This window comes from Cohnella hashimotonis (genome assembly GCF_030014955.1).
Taxonomy (GTDB): domain Bacteria; phylum Bacillota; class Bacilli; order Paenibacillales; family Paenibacillaceae; genus Cohnella; species Cohnella hashimotonis.
Genome location: NZ_JAGRPV010000001.1, coordinates 4,645,994 through 4,666,207 on the forward strand (window position 1 = coordinate 4,645,994; position 20,214 = coordinate 4,666,207).

Genomic DNA, 20,214 nt, shown 5'->3' on the forward strand with positions numbered 1-20,214 from the left:
ATGCGGCGCGATCTTTATTTTGCAAAAAAGCAGCCGCCCCGCCTCTTCTTCCGCCTCCTCGCACGGCCTTCTGGACGGCTCTGCTTTCCTACAAGCGAACCTTGTCTCCGCCGAAGCGCGGACTCACCCGGACCAGGCGGCTGACGCGTGCCATGTTCGGCCCGGCGCCCCTCCATGCGCTTCGTCGCTATTCCTTGACGCTTCCGAGTACGATGCCTTTTATGAAAAACCGCTGTAAAAACGGATAGACGAGCAGGATGGGGAATGCCGCTACGACGATTTGGGCGGAATGAACGGTTCTGTCCGAGATGAGCGCCATCGCCGCCGCGTCCTGTACGGACGAGAACTGCGCGTCTTTGGCGATGACGATCGTCTGCAGCAGCGTCTGCAGCGGATAATTATCCTTGGAATTCATGTAAATCAGGCCGTCAAACCAGTTGTTCCAGTGCGCCACCATTGTGAACAGCGTCGTCGTGGCGAGCGCCGGAAGCGACAGCGGCAGGTAGATCCGCAGCAGCACTTTAAAGTGGCCGGCGCCGTCGAGCTTCGCCGATTCCTCGAGCCCGCGCGGCAGCCCCCGGAAAAAATTGAGCAGCAGCAGCACGTTGAACACCGGCACGGCGCCGGGAATGACCAACGCCCAGATCGTGTCGAGCAGATGCGTATCCTTGACCGTCATATAAAGCGGAATGAGTCCGCCGCCGAAAAACAGAACGAACGCAAAATACCAGGCGTACAGCGTCCTGCCGGCAAATTCGCGCGGCTCGCGCGACAACGGGTAAGCGGCCAGGCTGGTCAGTACGAAGCCGACCGCCGTCGCCAGCGCGACACGCTGCGCCGAGATCCACGCCGCCTCGAGAAATTGCCGCTGGCGGAAGACGAAGCGGTAGGACGACAGCGTCGCCTCCTCGGGCCACAGCACGACGCTGCCGGATGCCGCCGCGTGCGAGGAGCTGAACGAAACGGCGACCACATGGACGAGTGGGAACAGACAGAGCAGCGACGAGACGAGCAGGATCGCATAGAGGATGCCGTCCGACCAGCCGCCTTTCCATTTCCGGGCTGCTAACAGGAGCATTCACCCCCCTTTCAAAATAGCCGGTAATTGGCGAACCGATAGGCGAGACCGTACGAGATGACGATAAAAAACATGGACACGAGCGACTTGAACAAACCGACCGCCGTCGCGACGCTGTATTGCGCCTGCTCGAGGCCGATCCGGTAGACGAGCGTATCGATGACGTCGCCGCTCTCGTAGACGAGCGCATTGTACAAATTAAAGATTTGCTCGAAGCCCGCGTTCAGCACGTTGCCAAGACTGAGCGCGGCCATCAGGACGATGATCGGGGCCATCCCGGGGAGCGATACGTAGAGCGTCCGCTTCCAGCGGCTCGCCCCGTCGATCTCGGCGGCCTCGTACAGCGCCGGGTTGATCGAGGTCAGCGCGGCCAGATAGATGATCGTCGCATACCCGAATTCCTTCCAGACGTCGGAGGTGACGAGCACGAACGGAAACCAGCGGTTGTCGGTCAGAAAAAACACCGGCTCCAGGCCAAGCCCGGCGATCGCCTTGTTGACGATGCCTTCGGACGGCGACAAAATGTCGATCAAAATGCCCGACAGGATGACCCAGGAGAGAAAATGAGGCAAATAAACGAGCGTCTGGAACGTTCGCTTGACCGCGGCGACCCGCACCTCGTTCAGCATCAGGGCGAAGGCGATCGGCACGAGCAGCCCGGCGACGATTTTCATCGACGCGATGTAGACGGTGTTGAAAAGCACGCGGCCCATATCGGGCATGCTGAAAATGTAACGGAAATTATCCAGCCCCACCCATGGCGAAGCGAACACGCCCTTGGCCGGATTAAATTTCTGAAATGCCATAAACAGGGCGCCGGCGATCGGCACGTAGCTGTAGACGAACAGGAGCGCGACGGCCGGCCAGATCATCAGATGAAGCGGCCATTGATTTTTCCATCTCAAAGCTTTCACAACATGACCTCCCGCTGCCGATCGGGGAACGCGCCTTCGCCCGCCCCCGACGACAGACTTGCCGCTATTGTTAGTGCGACTGCAGCCAATCGTTCACTTCCTGCGTAATCTGCGCGCCGCCCAGCGTCTTCCATTGCTCCACGTACTTGTCGAACTCGTCGACAGACGCGCCGTTCGTGATGATCTTCGTAAACACTTCCATCTCCTTGGCCTGCAGCGTCGCCCAGCGATCCGCCATTGTGGCGGTCGGCGGTCCCGAGTAAGCGTTGGTCAAATAGCGTCCCTCTTGAAAATACTCATACAGCAAAGGCTGCGAGCCGCCTTCCTTGAAGGCCATATAGGCGCCGTATTGATTGGCGTCGCCGGCCTCGAACTTCATCACGTTTTCGTAGTTGATTTTGTTCTCGTTGTTCAGCATGGACGGATCCTTCGCCTTGATCGCCTTGGGCATCATCTCGCCGGAATAGAGCTGCGCGCCGATGTTGTAGACGAGCACCGGATTCAACGTGTAGTACGCCTGCGGCTTGTCCTTCAGCGACCCCTGCGAATACTTGGCGACGTCCTCCGTCGGGTCGTTGCGCGTCAGCGCCGTCACCCAGCGGTTCAGCAGCTTGAACACCGCCTCCGGATGCTTCGCCTTTTTGGAAATGACGTAGTAGCCGGTGACGCCGAGATCGACGGGCTGCAGGGCGGGCTTATCGTCGATCGACGGAACGGCGTAAATGCCCCAGTCCTGAACGACCTTGCCGTCCTTGACCGCGCCGCCCTGCAGCGGCCAGCTGGGCATCCAGAACGGGCCATACACCATGCCCGCTTTGTCGGAGACGAGCAGCTCCGCGCTCTTGCTGCTGTCCTTGACCATAAATTCTTTGTCCAGCTCGCCGGCCTTGAACATGTCCTGAAGCCGCTTCAGCGTCGTCTTCACCTCAGGCTGGATGCCGCCGTATTCCACCTGGCCCGAGGCGGTCTTGATCCATTTGCCGGGATAGGCATGATAGCTGCTGAAGTAGCCGATCAGTCCGGAATCGCTGGCCAGTATTTCTTTTTGCAGCGACAGGCCGATCGTGTCCGCCTTGCCGTTGCCGTCAGGGTCCATCGTCGCGAACGCATGAGAGATGTCCAGGACGTCCTGCATCGTCTTCGGCGCCTGCAGGTTCAGCTTCTTCAACCAATCGTTGCGGATGTACAAAATTTGCGCGGGAACGTATGGCGCGTCCGTGCGCGGGATGGCCATCAGCTTGCCGTCCGATTTGGCCGAATCGAGCTGTGCGCCGCCATCCGCCGTTAGAAACTTTTTCGTCTCGGGGGTCGCGTACTTCTCGTACAGGTCGGTCAAATCCATCACCATGTCGGACTTGACCAGCTGGTCCAGATCGGCCCGCTGCACGTACATAAAGTCGGGCAAATCGTTGGAGGCGATCGTGATCTTCACCTTGGCGTCGTACTGGCTGGTGTCGACCGCCCATTTGTTTTTGACCCGAATGCCCAGCTCCTGCTCGTAGTTGTCGTAGACGCTGTTCTTGTCGATGCTCTCGCCCGGATTCCAGACGACCGTCGGATTAACCGAAGCACCCGTCGATATTTCGATCGGCGGATCGTATTTGGCCATGATGTCCTCCGGCTGTGCATCGGGACTTTGGTCGCCGCCCGTCTGGCCCGGAGACTGCGACGCGCTTGCCGACGCTTCCCCCTGCCCTTCGCTTTTGTTCCCGCCGCCGTCGCTGCATGCCGCCGTCGTCCCGAGCGCCACGACCAGCAGCGCGGCGATCCATGTTCTTTTTGCTTTTGTCAACCTTTTTCGCCCCTTCCGAATAAGTTGAGCTGCTTTACGACTTCATTATAAAAACGGATAGGAAGCCCTTCCACGCTCATCTGATGACATGACGACCACTATTGTTTACTTGCGGAGCCGTCCGGGAATTGACGATATTCCTGAGGCGTAACGCCCGTCTGGCTTTTGAAAAAGCGCGCGAAGGCAAACGAAGAATTGTAGCCGAGCGCCGCCGCGATCTCGTGGACCTTCAGCGAGCTCTGGCGCAAATATTTGCGCGCCGCCGCAAGACGTCGCTCCGATATGTAATCGTACAGCCCGCGGCCGGTCATTTCTTTGTAAAGCCGGGATAAATACGAAGGGTGCAATTGAACGAGATCGGCGAGCCGGTTCAGCGAGATATCGTCGCCCAGATGGTCGTCGATATGACGATGGATCGTCGCCAGCACCTCCGATTCCCGCTCCGCCTGCCCTTGCCGCCGCCGCTCGAACAGCCGCTCCGCCTGCTCGGCGAAGTCGGCCAGCTCCTCTTCCCAGCCCGGCTCGTCGGGATCGTGCACGCCGTCAGGCTGACGGGCGCCGACGCTGCCCGCCTCGGGGAAGCCGCCGAAGTCGTAGGTCATCAGCAGTGCCCGCAGGCCGAAGCGGAGCGCCATTCGCTCCTCGGGGCTGCCCGCCGACGCGGATGCCGCCAGCTCCCGCATCGCAGGGAAGAAGAGATCCTTGCGGTTGTTTTCGAGCAGCGCGGACAGCTCCGCCAGTCCGTCGAAGCGAAAGCGCGGCCGCTCCGCATCCGCTTCGCCATCCGGCGCGACGATGTCGGCGCCGGTCTGCGTCTCGGTCAGCAGCATGCCCGGACGCAGACCTATGCCCCAGCCCATCCGCCGGTTCAGCCGCCGGAAGCTGTCGGCCGCATCGCTCCAGGCGATCGCTCGCTCGCCGAGCATAAAGGATACAGGTCGCTGCAGCGTCCGGCGGCAAGCCGACTGAACCGACTCCAGCGTTTCCGCCAGAAAAGGCAGGATGCCGCCGTCCCCCGTCGGCTGCATTAACCAGACGATCTTGGCGGAATCGTACGGCAGGGCAAACAGGCGAAGTCGCACTCCCACAAGCTCAGCCATAATGCGCTGGACAGCCAGCAGCAGCAGCATGCGGTCATCGTAACGCTCGGCAGGCGACCATTCGTCGACGCGGCCGACCAGCAAGTACAGCGGCTTGTCCGCCGACAGCGGCGAACCAAGCTCATCCAACCGCTCCGCCAGCCGTTCCTCCTCCGTCCACCGGCCGTGAAGCAATTCAAGGAAGAACGCCTTTTGCAGCGTCGGCCTTGACGCTTCCAGCTGTCGTCTGGCTTCCTCGAGCAGATGCGCCATTTCCGCTTCCTCGTTCAGCGCTTCCGCAGCTCGGCGGATGGCGCCGACGATCTTGTCGTCGTCCTCCGTCTTCAGCAAATAGTCGAAGCCGCCGGACGCAATCGCCTGCTTCGCATAGTCGAATTCGTTATAGCTGGTCAAAAAGACGACCTTGCAGCGCGGCCAAAGGAGGCGGATACGATCCAGCAGCTCCAGGCCGTTCATCTCCGGCATTTTGATGTCGGTAAGCACGATATCGATACGAACCCGGTTCAGCAGCTCTAGCGCCTCGACAGCCGAATAGGCCTTGTAGCATTCCAGCTCCAGTCCTGGCAGCTCGTCCATCAGCTCGAACAGGCTGTCCACGATAATGGCGACGTCGTCGACGATCAGCAGTCGGTTCAAGATGGCTCCTCTCCCTTCGTCTGCTTTAGCGTCAGCTCCACCAACAGGCCGCCGAGCGAACTTCGCCCGAAGCGCAAGCCCGATGGCGGGCCGAGACGGATGCGGATCCGCTGATGGATATTGACGAGGCCGGTGCTCTCCGCCGCATCGTCCGGCGATACGGTGAGCCGCCGGTTCAGCTCCTCGATCGCGACGTCGTCCAACGAATCGCCGCTGTCCTCTATCAAGATGCGGACGAGGCCCTCCTCCTCCGCCTCAAAACGAATGCCGAGCCGCCCGCCCGCAATTTTGCGCTCGAACGTATATTTGTAGGCGTTCTCGATAATCGGCTGCAATATAAGTCGCGGCACGAGCAGCTGTCTCGCCGACTCGGGCAGCGGACCGACGTCGACGGCCACCCTGGAGGCGAAGCTGAACGTCTGCAGCTCGATATAGACGAGCGCATGCGCCACTTCCCGCTCCAGCGTCATCTCCTCGGCCGCGTCGCGCGTGATGAATTGCAAATATTCGCCTATATATCGGGAGAAGCGCTCGGCGGTCTCGTAATTTTGCGACTTGATCAATCGGGATAAAATGAAGTGGTTGTTGAACAGAAAGTGAGGATTGATCTGCGACTGCAGCCGCTTGAGCTCCGACTGCTGAAATCGTATTTTTGCCTTATATACATCCTGGATCAGATTGTCCAGGCGGCCGACCATGTCATTAAAAGAGGCGTACAAGTAGCCGAATTCGTCCCTTTTCCGATGCTGGATCGTAAAGTTCAACGAGCCGTCCTCCACCCTTCGGAATGCGAAGCCGAGCTTGACGAGCGGCCTGTGAATGAGCCGATAGATGCGCATCGAGAACAAAAGGATGACGACGGCGGCAATGAGAGAAAACAGCAAGAACCAGCGTTCGTAGAGCTTCAACGGACCGACGACCCGCGACTCGGGAAGGACGGCGACGATCGCTTTGCCCAAATAGGGCGAATAATCGGCGACGGTCAGACGGCCTTCCCCCCACTCCGTTTCCGTCCGGGCGGCGCCGTCCTGGTTCCACCAGCGTACATCCGCGATCAACCGGCTTGCCGCGCTCCATTCGGACGCTGCGGCTGTGGTCGCTTCGCCCCCCAGGACGACCGTACCCGACTCGCCGTCGATCAGCAGACTCGCGCCAGCCTGACCGCCATCCGTATCGAATGCACGGTCCATCGCTTCACCGATGCGGACCGACGACATTTCCGCGACAATCACGAACATCGTTCTTGTTGGTCCGTCGCTTGGCAGGCTGCCGTAGGACAGGCTGACATACAGCCGCCCGTCCTGAAGCAGCAGCGTCTTGGCATTGGCTGGCTGCCGGAACGTCTGGAATTGCGCCATATCGATCGTCGTGTCGTAATGCAGCGCCGAGATGGTCCGGTTCATGACCGGAACGAACAGACGGACATCGGCGATATACGGGCTCGACGCGCGCATCACCTTGAGCCGCTTCTGCAGATTGAGCACCGCCCGGTTCCGCTCGTAATCGCTCATTTCCGCGGCCGCCATGCTCAGCTCCAGCAGATCCTCGTCCACGATATAATCCTGCTCCAATTCGACGATCCGCTGTACCTCAAGCTCCAGACCGTCCGTATAGGCCCGTACCTTCGACGACAGCGAATTGGCGATTTCCCGCTTGTTCTGCTCCGCGCCCATCCGGTTCATCAACAGCGTCATCGCATAGAGCGGCGTAATGACGATCAGGAAAGTCAGCAGCAGCCGCGTAAAAATGGAAGAAAACAGGGTGCCCGGTTTCATGGAAAATCCGTCCCTTCTTTCCCTTGTTTCTATGGTACAGACGAAGAAGCCGGCATCGCCATGCACATTTTTTGAGGTGCGGACCACAATAATCGACTTGGCGTTGCCGCAGGAATTGTCTTCATTATACTGAAGAAGAAAGCGGCCAAAAGTAAAAATGAGCTGGGAGGACGATTCGCGATGCGTGGGACAGGCCTAGGAGATTCGCTTGGCGGGCTGTCGTTTCTGCGCCGTTACGGGAGCCGCTTGACGGCTGCCGCATTTCCCGCGTTGGCGGCCAACCGGCGACAGCTTCGAACATCGTGCCGGGAAATCCTGCTATTTGGCGACAGCCACGGCTGGGGGCAAGGAAGCGCCGATTACGACGGACGCGCTCATTATTCGACGCACATGAGCTTCCCGTACAACAAAGGCTTCTATGCCAGGCTGGGCGCTCATGTGAGAGACCGGTTGGAATTCGGTACGGAGCTGCTTTTCCCCGAAGGCGGCGGAGAAAGCATGAAGCTGGAGCTGGCCGGTCCCGTTCGGGCCCCCGGCTTCTATGGTCCCGCGGCGTTCTTGGATCGGGCACGCGAGCATTTGGGGTATTTGGCCGAGCAGCACGTCTTTGGAAGCGAAGTCTGGACACTGGGGAGGGTGCACGGGACAGACGGCGAGGCGACGCCTGCGGAATTCCGCATTCCGCTGAAATCGCCTGCGAGCATGCTGTTCATTGGCGTCGTTGCCGACCCCGACGGAGCGGCGCTGGAGGTGAGAATCGAAGCGCCCTATTACTACGCTGCGCCTTCCGGCTATCCGAAATTGTTTCTGGTAGAGGGAGGAACACTGACGGAAGCGGCCGAGCCCGTCCGTAATAGCGGCTCCGGCACGATCGTCATCGATACGTTTGCGCCCGAACCGCAGGAGCGTGTATACGGCGTCGATTTCGGGATGAAGCGGAAGGGGAATGTCGTTCTCCGTCTGGCCGGCGAACGGCGGGAGAACGAACTTTGCGAACATGCGGCCTCCGGGATGTCCGGCGAACGGCGAGGCAGCAGGGCCATACTGCGGGGGGTCATTCCCGACCTGAATCGCGTTCGCAATTTTTCGATGGGCGGACACACGGTCGGCCAATGGCTCGGCGACGGAACGGCCAGTTTTAACGACGGACCTTACGACCATGTGGACGAGCTGCTCCGCTACGTCGCCTTTACGCCGACGCTTGCCGTCATTCAGGCGCCTGTCGTCAACGAATACTTGAGGCAGACGCCGATCCGCGAGTTCGAAGCCGCGCTGGAGGCGCTCGTGCTGCGGCTGAATCGTCATTTGAACGCCGACGGCAGCCGGCGGACGGATGTGCTGATGTTTACGACGCTCGGCGATCGCGGCATCGCGTTCGAAGGCGAGCCGTCTCTCTCCATCTCCTACGAGGACTATTATGAGGCGATCCGCCGCTTCTGCACGCGGGGCTCATTCGGATTGATTGAATTCCACCGTTTTTTCGAAGATGCGGTCAGGGACGAACTCGTCGATGTCGATCTGCTGTTCGACGACGCCATTCACCCTGGTCCGTTCGCCAATGAATGGATCGCGCAAGGATTGATTGCGGCTTTCGACCTGGTATGGTAACGGTGTATGCGACATCCGGTAGGCCCCAAAATCGAAAACAGCAGCAGCCAAGGACGAGAGGATCGCGTCCGTAACTGCTGCTGTTTTTTCGATTCCATGCTTAAAAACGTATTTGCCGTCAGCCCGCTTTCGCAAGCGATGCGCCGCGCATCGACGCTGCAGCGTAAACGAATAATGCCGTCCAGATCAGCGCGAAGCCGACGAGCAGCACCGGCGAGACCGACTCTTTGAACACGAGCACACTCAGCAGCAGCATGATCGTCGGTCCGATGTATTGGACGAAACCTAGCGTGGACAGCGACATCCGGGCGGCAGCCCGCGCGAAGAAGAGCAGCGGAAGCGCCGTGACCACGCCGGACAGAAGCAGCTCGACGAACGTAGCCGCAGGCAGCGTCCAGGCCGTCGTCTTGCCCGCCGCGGCCAAGTAGATCCAATAGCCGAGCGCTACGGGCAGGACGACGGCCGTCTCCGACAACAGGCCTACCGACGCGTCCTGCCGGATTTTTTTCTTCGCGAAGCCGTACAAACCGAATGACGCGGCCAATGAGATGGCGACCCACGGGAACCGCCCGTAGTCGAACGCGATGATGAGAACCGCGGCGCCGGCGATGGCGATCGCCAGCCACTGGCCGCGGTTCGGCTTCTCGCGAAGGAACACGACCGCCAGCAGCACGTTCAGCAACGGATTTAAATAGTAGCCGAGACTCGTCTCGACGACATGGCCGTTGTTGACCGCCCAGATGAAGATGAGCCAATTGGCAGCGATCAGCAGTCCGCTTGCTGCGAGTGGAAGCAAGAGCGCGCGGCTGGTCGCAATTCGCTTGATATCGCCCCAGCGGCGCTGAAAGGCAACGAGAATGCCCATAAAAACGAACGACCAGACCACGCGATGAGACAAAATCTCGCCCGCCGGCACGTCGTTAAACAGCTTCCAATAAAGCGGGAGAACGCCCCACATGATATACGCGATTACCGCGTTGACCAACCCGTTGTTCATAACCGATGTCCCCGCTTCTCTCTCCGATGTCTGAACGGATTATACGCCTCCATCGAAGCTGAAGCAAAGGAAATAAATAGAAAATTCTTTCACACGCTATAATCGCATAATCATTTGCTCGGCTTCCAAACATACTTTCCCTTTGTATTAATATATCCGTATTTTCCGCCGTCGGTCGTCCATTGTGACGTGGAAGAATCGTTAATCATGACACTGGCTAACCCATTGTGAAACGAGTCCGCGTAGTCATATTGAGGCTTGACAATCATGGATCCGGTCTTGTCGATGTAGCCCCACTTCCCGATTTGACCCGTTTGAACTTCGACAGCTGCCAGCCCTTCGCTAAATAGATCGGCGCTGCCGTATTTGGCGGGGATAACCCACTTGCCTTTATTATTGATATAACCCCATAATGGCTGACCGTTGATTTCTTTCATCACCGGGGCCATACCTTCATGGAAGGAATTCGCTTGAGCAAACTGCGGCTGAACGACATAACGGCCGGTCTTATCGATAAAGCCCCATTTGCCATTCGAATCCTCGACCGCAGCCAGGCTCTCTTGAAACGGCAGTGCGGCTTTAAACTGCATTTTTATTTTCACAATGCCCATCTTGTCAATAAAACCATAACGTCCGTCCTTATGAACGGCAGCCAAGCCTTCCGCAAAATACGAGCCTTCCATAATGGAGTAATCGTATTGCGGTTTAACAATGATCTTGCCTTTTTTATCGATAAAGCCTACTTGCATTTCGCCGGTTCCCGTACCCGCAAAATGGCTTACGATAGCCGCTCTTCCTTCCGAGAATCCGAAAGATACGTATGCGCCAATCGATAAAGCCGTCTTTCCGCTTTTATCGATGAATGCCGTTTTAACACCTCCATCTTGCGTATAGGTAAGTACGGCGGCAATGCCTTCTCTATAGTCCATCGCCAGATCGTAGTTAAAGGGAATCACGACTTTGCCTTGCTCGTCGATATAACCTGATTTCGAATCAGAATCGTTGTTTGTCCGTTTCTTCACAACCGCGCGCCCCTCAGAAAAGTCTTGGGCATCGTCGAATTGGGGTTTAATCTTGATCTTGCCGTTTTTATTCATATAGCCGTATTTTCCGTTTTGTTCGATAACGAACAAAGGCTCTGTCCCGCTGGGCGCAACGGCGGCCGTCAGGAAGACAAAACAACCGACCAAACCGACGCTCGCCAGCAATAAAAGTAATCGCTTATTCACGCATACGCTCCCGTTCTAAACGTTAATTGTTCCAACTCCAACATTCAGCCATTTATTTCAAATTGTCAATGCTGCTGCGCGAAAAGCTCCTGCCGGCAAGGGCAGGAGCTGATCTGTTTTTCTTAAAGCTTCTCATTGCGAACGCGAATATCCTACTTCCCGTAAACCTCAAAATCCCTGATTCTCGCATAATTCGCTTGCCCGTCCTGCGCCCCCTGCGTAATGTACAGCCTTACATACCGTCCGCTGGCCGCGATGTTTCGATTGGTGATGTCCGCGGTGTTCCCTGTCACCGAATCCACGTCCGTAAAGTTGGTTCCGTCATTGCTCACCTGGAGTTTGAAGTTTTTCGTATTGTATGCCGCCGCATCGCCTCCAGAATGAGCATGCTTGACCACCCATCTCGAAAGATTGTATACCCGGCCAAGATCAACGCTTAACCAATGCGGGGCTGCGTCGATGCTGCACCAGTGATTGGTCAGCAAGCCGTCTACCGCATTCGCGGGACCGCTGCTCGCGTCCACTTGCCCGCTCGCCGTCGCCGTTTTGCCTAAGGCCACATTTTTCTGGATAGCGCCGTAAACCTCAAAGTCCCTTATTCTCGCGAAATTCGACTGTCCGTTCTGCGCGCCTTGGGTGATATAGAGCCTTACGTACCTGCCGCTAACGGTGACATTCCTGTCCGTAATATCCGCCGCATTCCCGGTTACCGTATCCGCATCCGTAAAATTCACGCCGTCGCTGCTGACCTGCAGCTTGAAATCCCTTGTATTGAATAGGGCATTGTCCCCTGCCGAATGCGCATGCTTGACCACCCATCTCGAAATACTGTAGTTCGCGCCTAAGTCCACTGTCAGCCAGTGCGGAGCGCTGTCGATGCTGCACCATTGGTTGTCTATGGACCCGTCGACGGCTTTAGCCGCTGCAGATTCGGCGTTCACCTGGCCGCTTGCCGTCGCCGGCTTATTCAATACGATATTGTGCCTGTTCGTATCGATCTCCGCATGGTATAACCTCGCCCCCATATTACTGTCAGCCGCTCCGTCGGTAAATTTCAAGTAGATCTGCTTGTTTGGATTGTTGGATAACAAAGCGTTCAGATCGACAGTGACGTCCGCTCTCGGCATAACGCTCCCCGGGTCGGCCAGCACCGTCCAATTCGCGTTGTCGCGGGAGCCGCTCACGATATAATCCCCGCCGATATCCAGATAGGCGGTCGCATCGGATACGGCATCGTCCAGGTCGAACTTGTAGGTCCAGGAGTTGGCCGCGCTTGCGTATCTGGAATTGCCGTCCATGACGGTGCTTCCATCGTCTTCGAACAGGACGGAGGTTTCGGTTCCTTTCCCGTTTGCAGGAAAACTCAGGTTAGATAAGTTCGCGATCAAGGATTGCCGGTATAATCTGAAAAATGCGTATTGGTCGACGACCTCGAAATTTAACGCCGGAAAATCGGCATGCAAGGCGTCAATGGCATCCGCAAGCTGCTTGGGGTCCTGGATCACCGTTCGGAAAAAATAAAATTGTTCGTTCGGAAGAATGGCGGTCATGTAATCGTAAAAGGTTTTCTCCACGAAGCTGGCGGACTCATTGATGAATGGACTGATGACCGGCACATAAGGTACGCCCTGCACCAACTTCTTTTCCGCGCTGGTCCAGCCTACGCCATTTGGAACAAGCTCGCTCAGGACGTCATACGTTTCCGCGGTCATGGGCGCGTCTTCGGTAACGAACAAAAGACCCGTACTATCGATATCGAACTTGTTTAATTCGCCTGCGAGGTACGTCTTGTAAGATTGCAAATACGGGCTCGGTATCTTTTGCAAATAAATATAGGCGCCGCTCGAATCGCTTCCCGTAAAATAATCCTTTTGCGACGCTTCGGCATACAGCTTGTTAAAAACCATCGGAGCCCGCTTGGAGACAACCGGCGATACGGGCCACGAGAGAGGAATTCTGCCTCTTCCGTTCGTTTTGTCCCATATTCCCGGCAGCAGACTGCCGGCCCATGCGGCGTTATCGTAGTCCCCCATATAGAGCATGATATATTTTTTGGCGGGATCGTATGTCACGCTCGAATCCCCGTCGTTCGACTGATGCAAATTGCCGTCCAGCGGGATGTCCTGGTACACGGACGCATTGGCTAACGATTCCATTCCGATCGCATCCGCATCGAACTGGATGAGTCTTTGGGAAAACATATGGCCTTGGGCGATTTCCACCGAGCTTACCGTATCCGCAGTCGCATCGACGAAATCGGTATATTTATATTTCCAGGGCAAATAGCCGCCCGCCGTTATCGGATCGGTCCCCGATTGCGCTCTTGCAGCATCGAGGATGGCAGACAAGGTGTTGTAATCCGTCCCTAAAGGCTGACTGGGGTCGTCGTTCGGTTTATGCAACACGCTGCCGGGATTGCGCTCGGGCTGCAGGTCCAGGAAGAAGGCTTTATTTCGGATGAAATAATCCTTGACGATCAGACCGCGGTCGTTGAGTTCGCCTTCGGCGTCGGTGCTGTTGGGATAGGCGATATTCCCGTTTTTATCCGCGTTTGTCGTCCAGGCATCGATATAGTAGGCCAGCAGCCTGGCGTTCGCCTTGCCGGTATTGATGTACTTCTCTTTTGCCCATATATAGGCATCGTTTTTCTTGCTTCCGGTGGACGTCGTGGACGAATTCCAGATCGTGCCGCTCCCCGTAAATTTGCCGTTCAAATACACCGACGGCGTAAGTCCAAGCGAGCTTCTGCCCATGATATCGCTATAGAGGCTGTTGACGGACGCGTCGTATCTGACCGGCAGTAGATCCTCGACGCCTGCAATCGTGTTTGCAACGTTCGAGGTCGCGGGTACGGCTTCGTCCCACAATACAAGCCCGCCGAACTTGTAGGCAAAAGCATCGATCAGCACAAACGGATCGGTCACGGTTATCCTGGTCTTGCCGGCTAACAGATTGCCCGGGTCCGTCAGGCCGTCCAGCCAGTAATCGGCAGAATTATAGCCGGACAAATATTCAGGGTTCGTCGAGAAATATTTATATAATATTTTTGGGCCCCCGGTATCCCTGTTAACGACGCCTTGCAAGGCCGTAAGTAAAGTAATCATATCGTAAGCGTATTTCTTGTAGAGCTGTGTGCTGAACGACCTGTCGAAGGCGTTCGGATACGTGGTGTTCGTATAACTGCCTGCGCCGATAAATCCTTTATAGCTCGAATCGACATCCGCAGCGCTCGCCAGCACTTCGAAGGCCACGGTGTTGTTCGCCTGCGGCCCTCCCGAATAGCCGTCGTTTTTTAAGACCACCCTGTTGAATTTCATCACGCTGCCCAGGTCGATCTTGAGCCAGCTTGCAGGCGTGCCGGTGCTCACCCAGCTTGTCGCGGCATTCCCGTCGATCGCTCTTCCCGGAACATTCGCCCCGTCGTGACCCGAGCTTGCAATGACCGTTTTGTTCGTGAGGAGATTTCCCTGGTCGTACAGTTCAAACTCATAAATATTCGCATGCAAGTCCCCGTTCTGGCTGGGCGTCGTTATATTCAGTCTGAAGTACCTGCCGGTTGCGCCGGTTATCGATCTTTCGGTTACCGCGCCGGTATTCCCGGACACGCTGTCCGCATTCGTAAAGTTCACCCCGTCCGTGCTGACTTGAAGCGCGAAATCCCGCGTATTTAACGAAGCCGGCTCTCCCCCCGCCTCGGCATGTCTGACCGCCCATCTCTTTATCGTTTTCGTTTGCCCCAGATCCACCGTGAGAGTGCTATTTGCCGAGGCGCCGCTGCTGACCCATTTGGTCTCAGGCACGCCGACGAGGGACGATCCGCCATCAACCGCCGCCTCCGGCCTTGTCGTCGCATTCAGATAGCTCGATGCCGCAACGCTTTTCGCCATTGCCAGATTGTAATAGAGCTCGAATTCGGGCACCCTTGCCGTCGTGTTAAACGCGTCGCTTGAAGGTCTGCTAATATTTAATTTAATGTACCGGCCGGAAGGGATGGCGGATTCCGCCAAATATTCCGTGGCTCTGCCGGGGTAAAAGGATTTCGGGTCGCTGTTGATATAGCTTTTCATATCGAAGTAGTAATAATTGTTCGAGCTTGGGTGCGTATCGTTAAACAGTTCCACTTCCAGTATTCTAACGATCGTGTCCATTCCCTGATTGGGAGCGGTAATAAGTATTCTTGCATACCGAGCCGTCTGCGGCGAAAGGAGTCTGTTCGTGATTCCCTGCGTATTCCCGGAGACGGCATCGACGTTCGTGAAGGCGCTTCCGTCATTGCTGATTTGAAGAACGAAGTCCTTCGTATTGTAGGCCGGATTGTCGTCGCTGGCCTGGGCATGCTTGATTTTCCACCTGTTAAACGTAGTTGCGGCGCCCAAATCGATACGGAGCCAACGATCCCCCGTATTGGTGTTATACCAACCCGTACCGTAGCTGCCGTCGACGGCCAGCTCGGGGGTAACGCTGCCCGCAGAAGCGGTCACGGATTTGTTCAAAGCCAGATTCGGGCTGGAGGCGAATGCGACCTGAGGCGCGAGTATCCCGTTGGAACCAAAATCGAGATACGCGACTGACATTATAACCAGCAAAAGCATACTTATCGCTTTTTTTAGACGCATTATTATTTTCATTCCTCTCTCGCTTCAGGTGTAAAGCGCTATAGCTCTCGTTAACAAACTTATCCTGGAGAACCTTCGCTTCTTTCGCCCGAAAGCGCTCGATACGAGACTCGGATCGTCCAATAGAAGGAAATTTCCAGGATAAGTTGTAATCGTTTATTTATTCCCGCCTTCCGCTTTCGACGACGCGCGCGGCATCGCGATGTCGATCCGGCATTCTTGGCCGCCCGATAAGACGGTCGGATAGTCGACGGCATATGTCTGCTCGGCAACCGGACGTATCCGGACGGCCGTTCCGTTGACGGTTGCGCCGATCGGCTTTACGGGCAGCACAAGCCGAAGTTCGCCGGAATAGACACCTTCGCCCGTGGTTGCCTCTTCGTCGTTATTGCCGCTGCCCCGGATGGCGATCCGCAGCCCGCCTTTTTCTCCGCCGAAGACGATCTCGCCGATCGCGCCGGACGAGCAGTACGCATCGCCCCGTTCGACCTTACCGTGCTCGTCCTCGAAATGCCAGGACACCCGCCTGTCCGCACCCGCAAGCGGCGCAAACCGAAGGCCCGCTCCGGACGGCTGCCGCGTCAGCTGGCCCAGATACCCGAGCTCCCCATGCCGGGGCGAAGCATAGGCAAAAGCTTGCAAGCCCAGCAGCGTGCCGTACAGACTCAGCCCGACATCGCCCGTGCACACATGATCGCCGAAATTGGGAGATTCCTGCTCCCAGCAATAGCTCATGCTGGCCCGCCCGTCCCCGTGAATCTTGGCCGTAGAGCCGAGCAAGCCGCCATAGATAAGGGACAGCAGCGTCGGATCGGGCTGCACAACGCCTTGCCGAACGAGCATCAGAAGCGCGCTCGAATTGAGCGGGCTGGTATAGTGATGGCATACCTCCGCAAAGTCGGTCCCCGCATCCCACCAGCGGATGTCGCTGCCCTGCCACCACCAGACCGGCTGTTCGCCGCGCACGGCCTGCATCGCTTTTCCGATCGCCGACAGGCAATCTTCTTCCTTGAAATAATCGGCGTAAAATGCGATACACTCGTATCCGGTGTTGTCGTACGGGCATTCCGAGCCGTAGGGCACATCCCCCCGGAACAGCTCATCCGCGTGCCGACGGACCCGAATGAGCAGGTTGTAGTACATCTCCACCTTCTCTTCGTCCCGCAAGCTGTTCAGCAGGTCGAAGATTTGCTGTCCGCCCATCAGCCCGGTGATGAGGTCCATCGGACGCGACGCATCGAACATTTTCATCAGCGTCCGGTATGCGAAGTCCAGGTATTGCTCGGCCGTGTACGCTTCCGTCATGCCGTATTGCCTGGCGATCCGGTACATCGAGTAGTACAGATTGGCGACATGCATGTAGTTGTAAGAACGGGTCGTGTCGAAACGAAAGAGCCACCACTGGACTTCATCGTTGTCCGGGTTTTGCAGGTAGCGGCGGACATAATCGACGATATACCGCTCCAATTTGGCGATCTGTCCCCGATTCGGATACAACGCGTTTTTCTCCGCGGCGAACATCCCATCGGTGATCCCGCCTTCATAGGATCCGTTGCCCCACAGGCTGTCCTCCTTGGCATACAGGCCTTCGCCCTTGAATGCCTCGAAGTCGCCGAGCGAATACAGGAGAATGGCGCCGTTCAGGACGCTGCTCTCGTCGTGCAGCACCTGATAGTCGACAATAAAGTCCGCGCGTCGTTCGAACAATTCGGGCAGCGGCGCGGTCACGCGAAAAAGCAGCGCCGCGGGCTCGGCTGCGCCGTCGCCGGCAATCCGCACCAGCTGCTCGCCCGGTTCGCGGAATTTGAACCGCCAGACGCGGCCATCCGCGCTCTCCCGTTCGGACACCGCCTCAAGCTTATTCGCGTCCAGGAGCGAGAGCTTGCCGCGGCCCCTGGCGACGATCCGGAACTCGGCGTCGATCGGCCCGGTCATCGCGGGCACCGCGTACGCATCGATTTTACCGCTGTTGACCAGCACCTCGGCCACGTCGCTCCGTCGCTCGACGAAGCCCAGCCGGAGACGCCGGACGGCCGTCTCTCCCGGCCCCAGACGAATTCCGCTTGCTGCCAGGCCAGGCAGCAGCGGCTTGAAGCCGTTCGCGTCCAAATAGCCTTCGGCATGCAGGAACAGCACGCTGCTTCCCGGCCAGGAGTGATTGGGAATGCCCGGCCTTTCGAGATCGATCGTGCCCGGGAACCGGGACACGTGCTCGAATCGGGTATCCCCGAGCGGAATGCAGTACAGCAACGGTTCGTTCCCGCTCAGGCTTTCCACCAGCTGATAGCCGTGCGCGCCGCCCGGATGGACATGCTCGTAGTGCAAATGCCCGTACAAGTAGCGCTGGTCGTATCGCCACGGACAATAGTAGTTGTTTATCGGCGCCGAGATCGCCAGTTCGGCGGCTTCGAGCCCGAGGCTGCCTGCCGTGACGGCGAGTTCGACCGTCAAGGCATCGGCGTCGGCACGGAACGTTTTGATTACCCGGACATGCTCGTTTTCGAATACGTAAGTTTCCGCCTCTCCCGGCTCCCGCCGGAAAGAGAGCCATTGTCGGCGGTAACCAAGCTCTTCCTCCGGACGGTCTCCCGGCAAACGGTAACCAAGCAGGACGGCCGAGTAGCCTTCCACTTTGTTCGGGGCGTCAGATCCGATTAACGGCAGTTCCATCGGTCCGGCTACATAATTTTCCTGTCTAGGGTCACCTGCATAGCCCAGAAAAGCAATCTCTCCGTTGTCCGGATTCGGACGAAACGTCAGGCCGATGCCGGGTCCCGCATCACTTCGCGTCGTGGCCGCAGCTGTCATAGCCCATCCCTCCAATGGTCAAAATGGTACGCCGGCCAGACCCGGCAAATGCATGCGCCACGCCTTGGCCTTGGCGATTTGCGCTTCCGCCTCGTCCGCGTGCCGAGTCAGCGTATCCGCCACGATCGACAGCGTCGGAATCACCTCCGGCGTATCGCCGGACGGGAGCTGCCCGCCGGAAGGCCACGCCCATTCGTGCACGCCGCCCGAGCCTTTGCCCGGCGCCGGATGGGCCAAATAATGCGTTTGCCTGGCATAACGGTACAACGCGTATTCGTATGCGCCCGGGGCGCGTCCTTCATGGAACAGGCTGAATGCGCCCCATAGCGCATCATAGCTGTTCTCGCCGAACAGCAGCAGGTTGGGATAACGGCTCTTCATGGCCGCGGCCCACGCCAGCGTGCCTTCGTACGGCGAATGGACCGGGTCGTTGATCCAGTAGCTCGACACGTCCAGGAAAATGCCGTCCACCCGGTAGGTGTCTACCAGATGCGCCGCCCGCTCGATCATATGCTCGCGAAAGGCCGGATGGCCAAGATTGGCAAGCACACTGTTGCTTTCCACGGACAGGTCGTAATCCCAATCCACCCAATTGATGCGGCTCTCCGATCCCCAACGGTCCCGCGCGGCAACGTCCCGCAAACCAAGCGCTTCTGCGTACTGCAGGTTCAGCCCGTTGGCGCCGAGCATCGGCACAATCCGGAAGCCCAGACGGTGCGCCGTCGCGACGAGACTTGCGAACCCTTCGGCTCCGCCCATCGCTTCGCTCGGCTCGTAAATCGGATAACGATGATAGTAGCGGCCGTCCCACGCGGGGAGAAAAGCCATAGCCTGATGGGCGGGCATCCGCTCCGCGATCCAGTGCAGACTGCGTTCCATCTCCGCGAACGTCTGGAATACATGCCCTGTCCAGTGCTCGCCGTGCAGGATCGTCACCAGCTTGATCTCGTCCAGCCAGGCCGGGACGTCGGACCGCCGCCCGTACGGCACGATATTAAAGTGCGACTCCAGGTCGGCGCATCGCTCCCGCACGATGTCGGCCGGCTCCTCGCAGCGCCCGATGTGCCAAGGCGGCGCATCGATCTCAAACGCATGGCGTCTGGCGTCTTCCTGGTGGACCAAGTCGAGCACGTTGCCTTCCAGGTACGGATCTTCATGCACGGCGAAGCTTTTGCCCCGGACGGCGCGGTCCTTCGACAAGGCGTACCAGGTTTGTCCTTTTCCGTCCTCGACGAAAACAAGCGGCATTTTCATGATAAAACCGGGATACGGCTTGGCTGCGATGCAGCCGCCGGACCCAAGCGTCTCGCGCCTGTTCTGGTCGTAGGTAAGCGCCGTAACGTCCAGTCCCAGCACTTCGAGCATGATCGATTTGCATTCCTCCGAGGCATGACTCCCTCTGGCCGTCACGATGTAACGCCCATCCGCTCCTCGTGCGATTTCAAGCCCGATCGAGCCTTCCGCCCGCCGCTGGTTGCCCGCCCACGACAACCCGCTCGCCGCAAGCGTTACGCGGTCCCCTTCCCTGCGCACTTCGACGCGCTGCGGGTCGGGCGCGTATACGTTGTTCACCGTGAACAGGCGGACGGCGAATTGCAATTCGTCCATTCGGACAAAGGTATCTCCAAAATCGTAACCAATCGTGTACAACCGCATCTTCC

11 protein-coding genes are annotated in these 20,214 nt (G+C 57.8%); 1 reads left to right on the forward strand and 10 read right to left on the reverse strand.

The annotated features are described in order from the left end of the window. Positions 1-187 precede the first annotated feature (187 nt). The 5 genes from KB449_RS18820 to KB449_RS18840 form a co-directional block, all read right to left on the reverse strand. Positions 188-1,078, reverse strand: coding sequence for a carbohydrate ABC transporter permease (locus KB449_RS18820; RefSeq protein ID WP_282909843.1), 891 nt, complete (start codon positions 1,076-1,078; stop codon positions 188-190). Positions 1,079-1,089: 11 nt separating this feature from the next. After that, positions 1,090-1,992: an ABC transporter permease gene (locus KB449_RS18825; protein WP_282909844.1), complete on the reverse strand. Its 903-nt coding sequence runs from the start codon at positions 1,990-1,992 to the stop codon at positions 1,090-1,092. Positions 1,993-2,062: 70 nt separating this feature from the next. Next, positions 2,063-3,784, reverse strand: a complete 1,722-nt coding sequence (locus tag KB449_RS18830; protein WP_282909845.1) for an extracellular solute-binding protein — start codon at positions 3,782-3,784, stop codon at positions 2,063-2,065. 98 nt (positions 3,785-3,882) lie between these two features. Continuing rightward, a complete protein-coding gene (locus KB449_RS18835; protein WP_282909846.1) occupies positions 3,883-5,520 on the reverse strand; it encodes a response regulator transcription factor in 1,638 nt (545 codons plus the stop codon). Further along, positions 5,517-7,295 (reverse strand): sensor histidine kinase, encoded by a 1,779-nt coding sequence (locus tag KB449_RS18840; RefSeq protein ID WP_282909847.1) that lies wholly within the window; start codon positions 7,293-7,295, stop codon positions 5,517-5,519. Before KB449_RS18840 ends, KB449_RS18835 begins: the two co-directional genes overlap by 4 nt. 180 nt (positions 7,296-7,475) lie before the next feature. On the opposite strand from KB449_RS18840, the gene KB449_RS18845 reads away from it, so the two are divergent. Continuing rightward, a complete protein-coding gene (locus KB449_RS18845; RefSeq protein WP_282909848.1) occupies positions 7,476-8,903 on the forward strand; it encodes an SGNH/GDSL hydrolase family protein in 1,428 nt (475 codons plus the stop codon). A gap of 118 nt (positions 8,904-9,021) precedes the next feature. Here the strand turns inward: KB449_RS18845 and rarD are convergent, their stop codons facing one another. The 5 genes from rarD to KB449_RS18870 form a co-directional block, all read right to left on the reverse strand. Then, positions 9,022-9,900 carry an EamA family transporter RarD gene (gene rarD / locus KB449_RS18850; RefSeq protein WP_282909849.1) on the reverse strand — a complete coding sequence of 293 codons (879 nt, stop codon included), beginning with the start codon at positions 9,898-9,900 and terminating at the stop codon, positions 9,022-9,024. Positions 9,901-10,010: 110 nt separating this feature from the next. Continuing rightward, entirely contained in the window at positions 10,011-11,129 is a 1,119-nt protein-coding gene (locus tag KB449_RS18855; RefSeq protein WP_282909850.1) for a WG repeat-containing protein, read from the reverse strand. 152 nt (positions 11,130-11,281) lie between these two features. Continuing rightward, positions 11,282-15,703 carry a discoidin domain-containing protein gene (locus KB449_RS18860; RefSeq protein WP_282909851.1) on the reverse strand — a complete coding sequence of 1,474 codons (4,422 nt, stop codon included), beginning with the start codon at positions 15,701-15,703 and terminating at the stop codon, positions 11,282-11,284. Between the two features lie 198 nt (positions 15,704-15,901). Further along, a complete protein-coding gene (locus KB449_RS18865) occupies positions 15,902-18,553 on the reverse strand; it encodes a DUF5695 domain-containing protein (RefSeq protein ID WP_282909852.1) in 2,652 nt (883 codons plus the stop codon). An 18-nt stretch (positions 18,554-18,571) separates the two neighbouring features. Further along, positions 18,572-20,203, reverse strand: coding sequence for a hypothetical protein (locus tag KB449_RS18870; protein ID WP_282909853.1), 1,632 nt, complete (start codon positions 20,201-20,203; stop codon positions 18,572-18,574). Between the last annotated feature and the right edge of the window lie 11 nt (positions 20,204-20,214).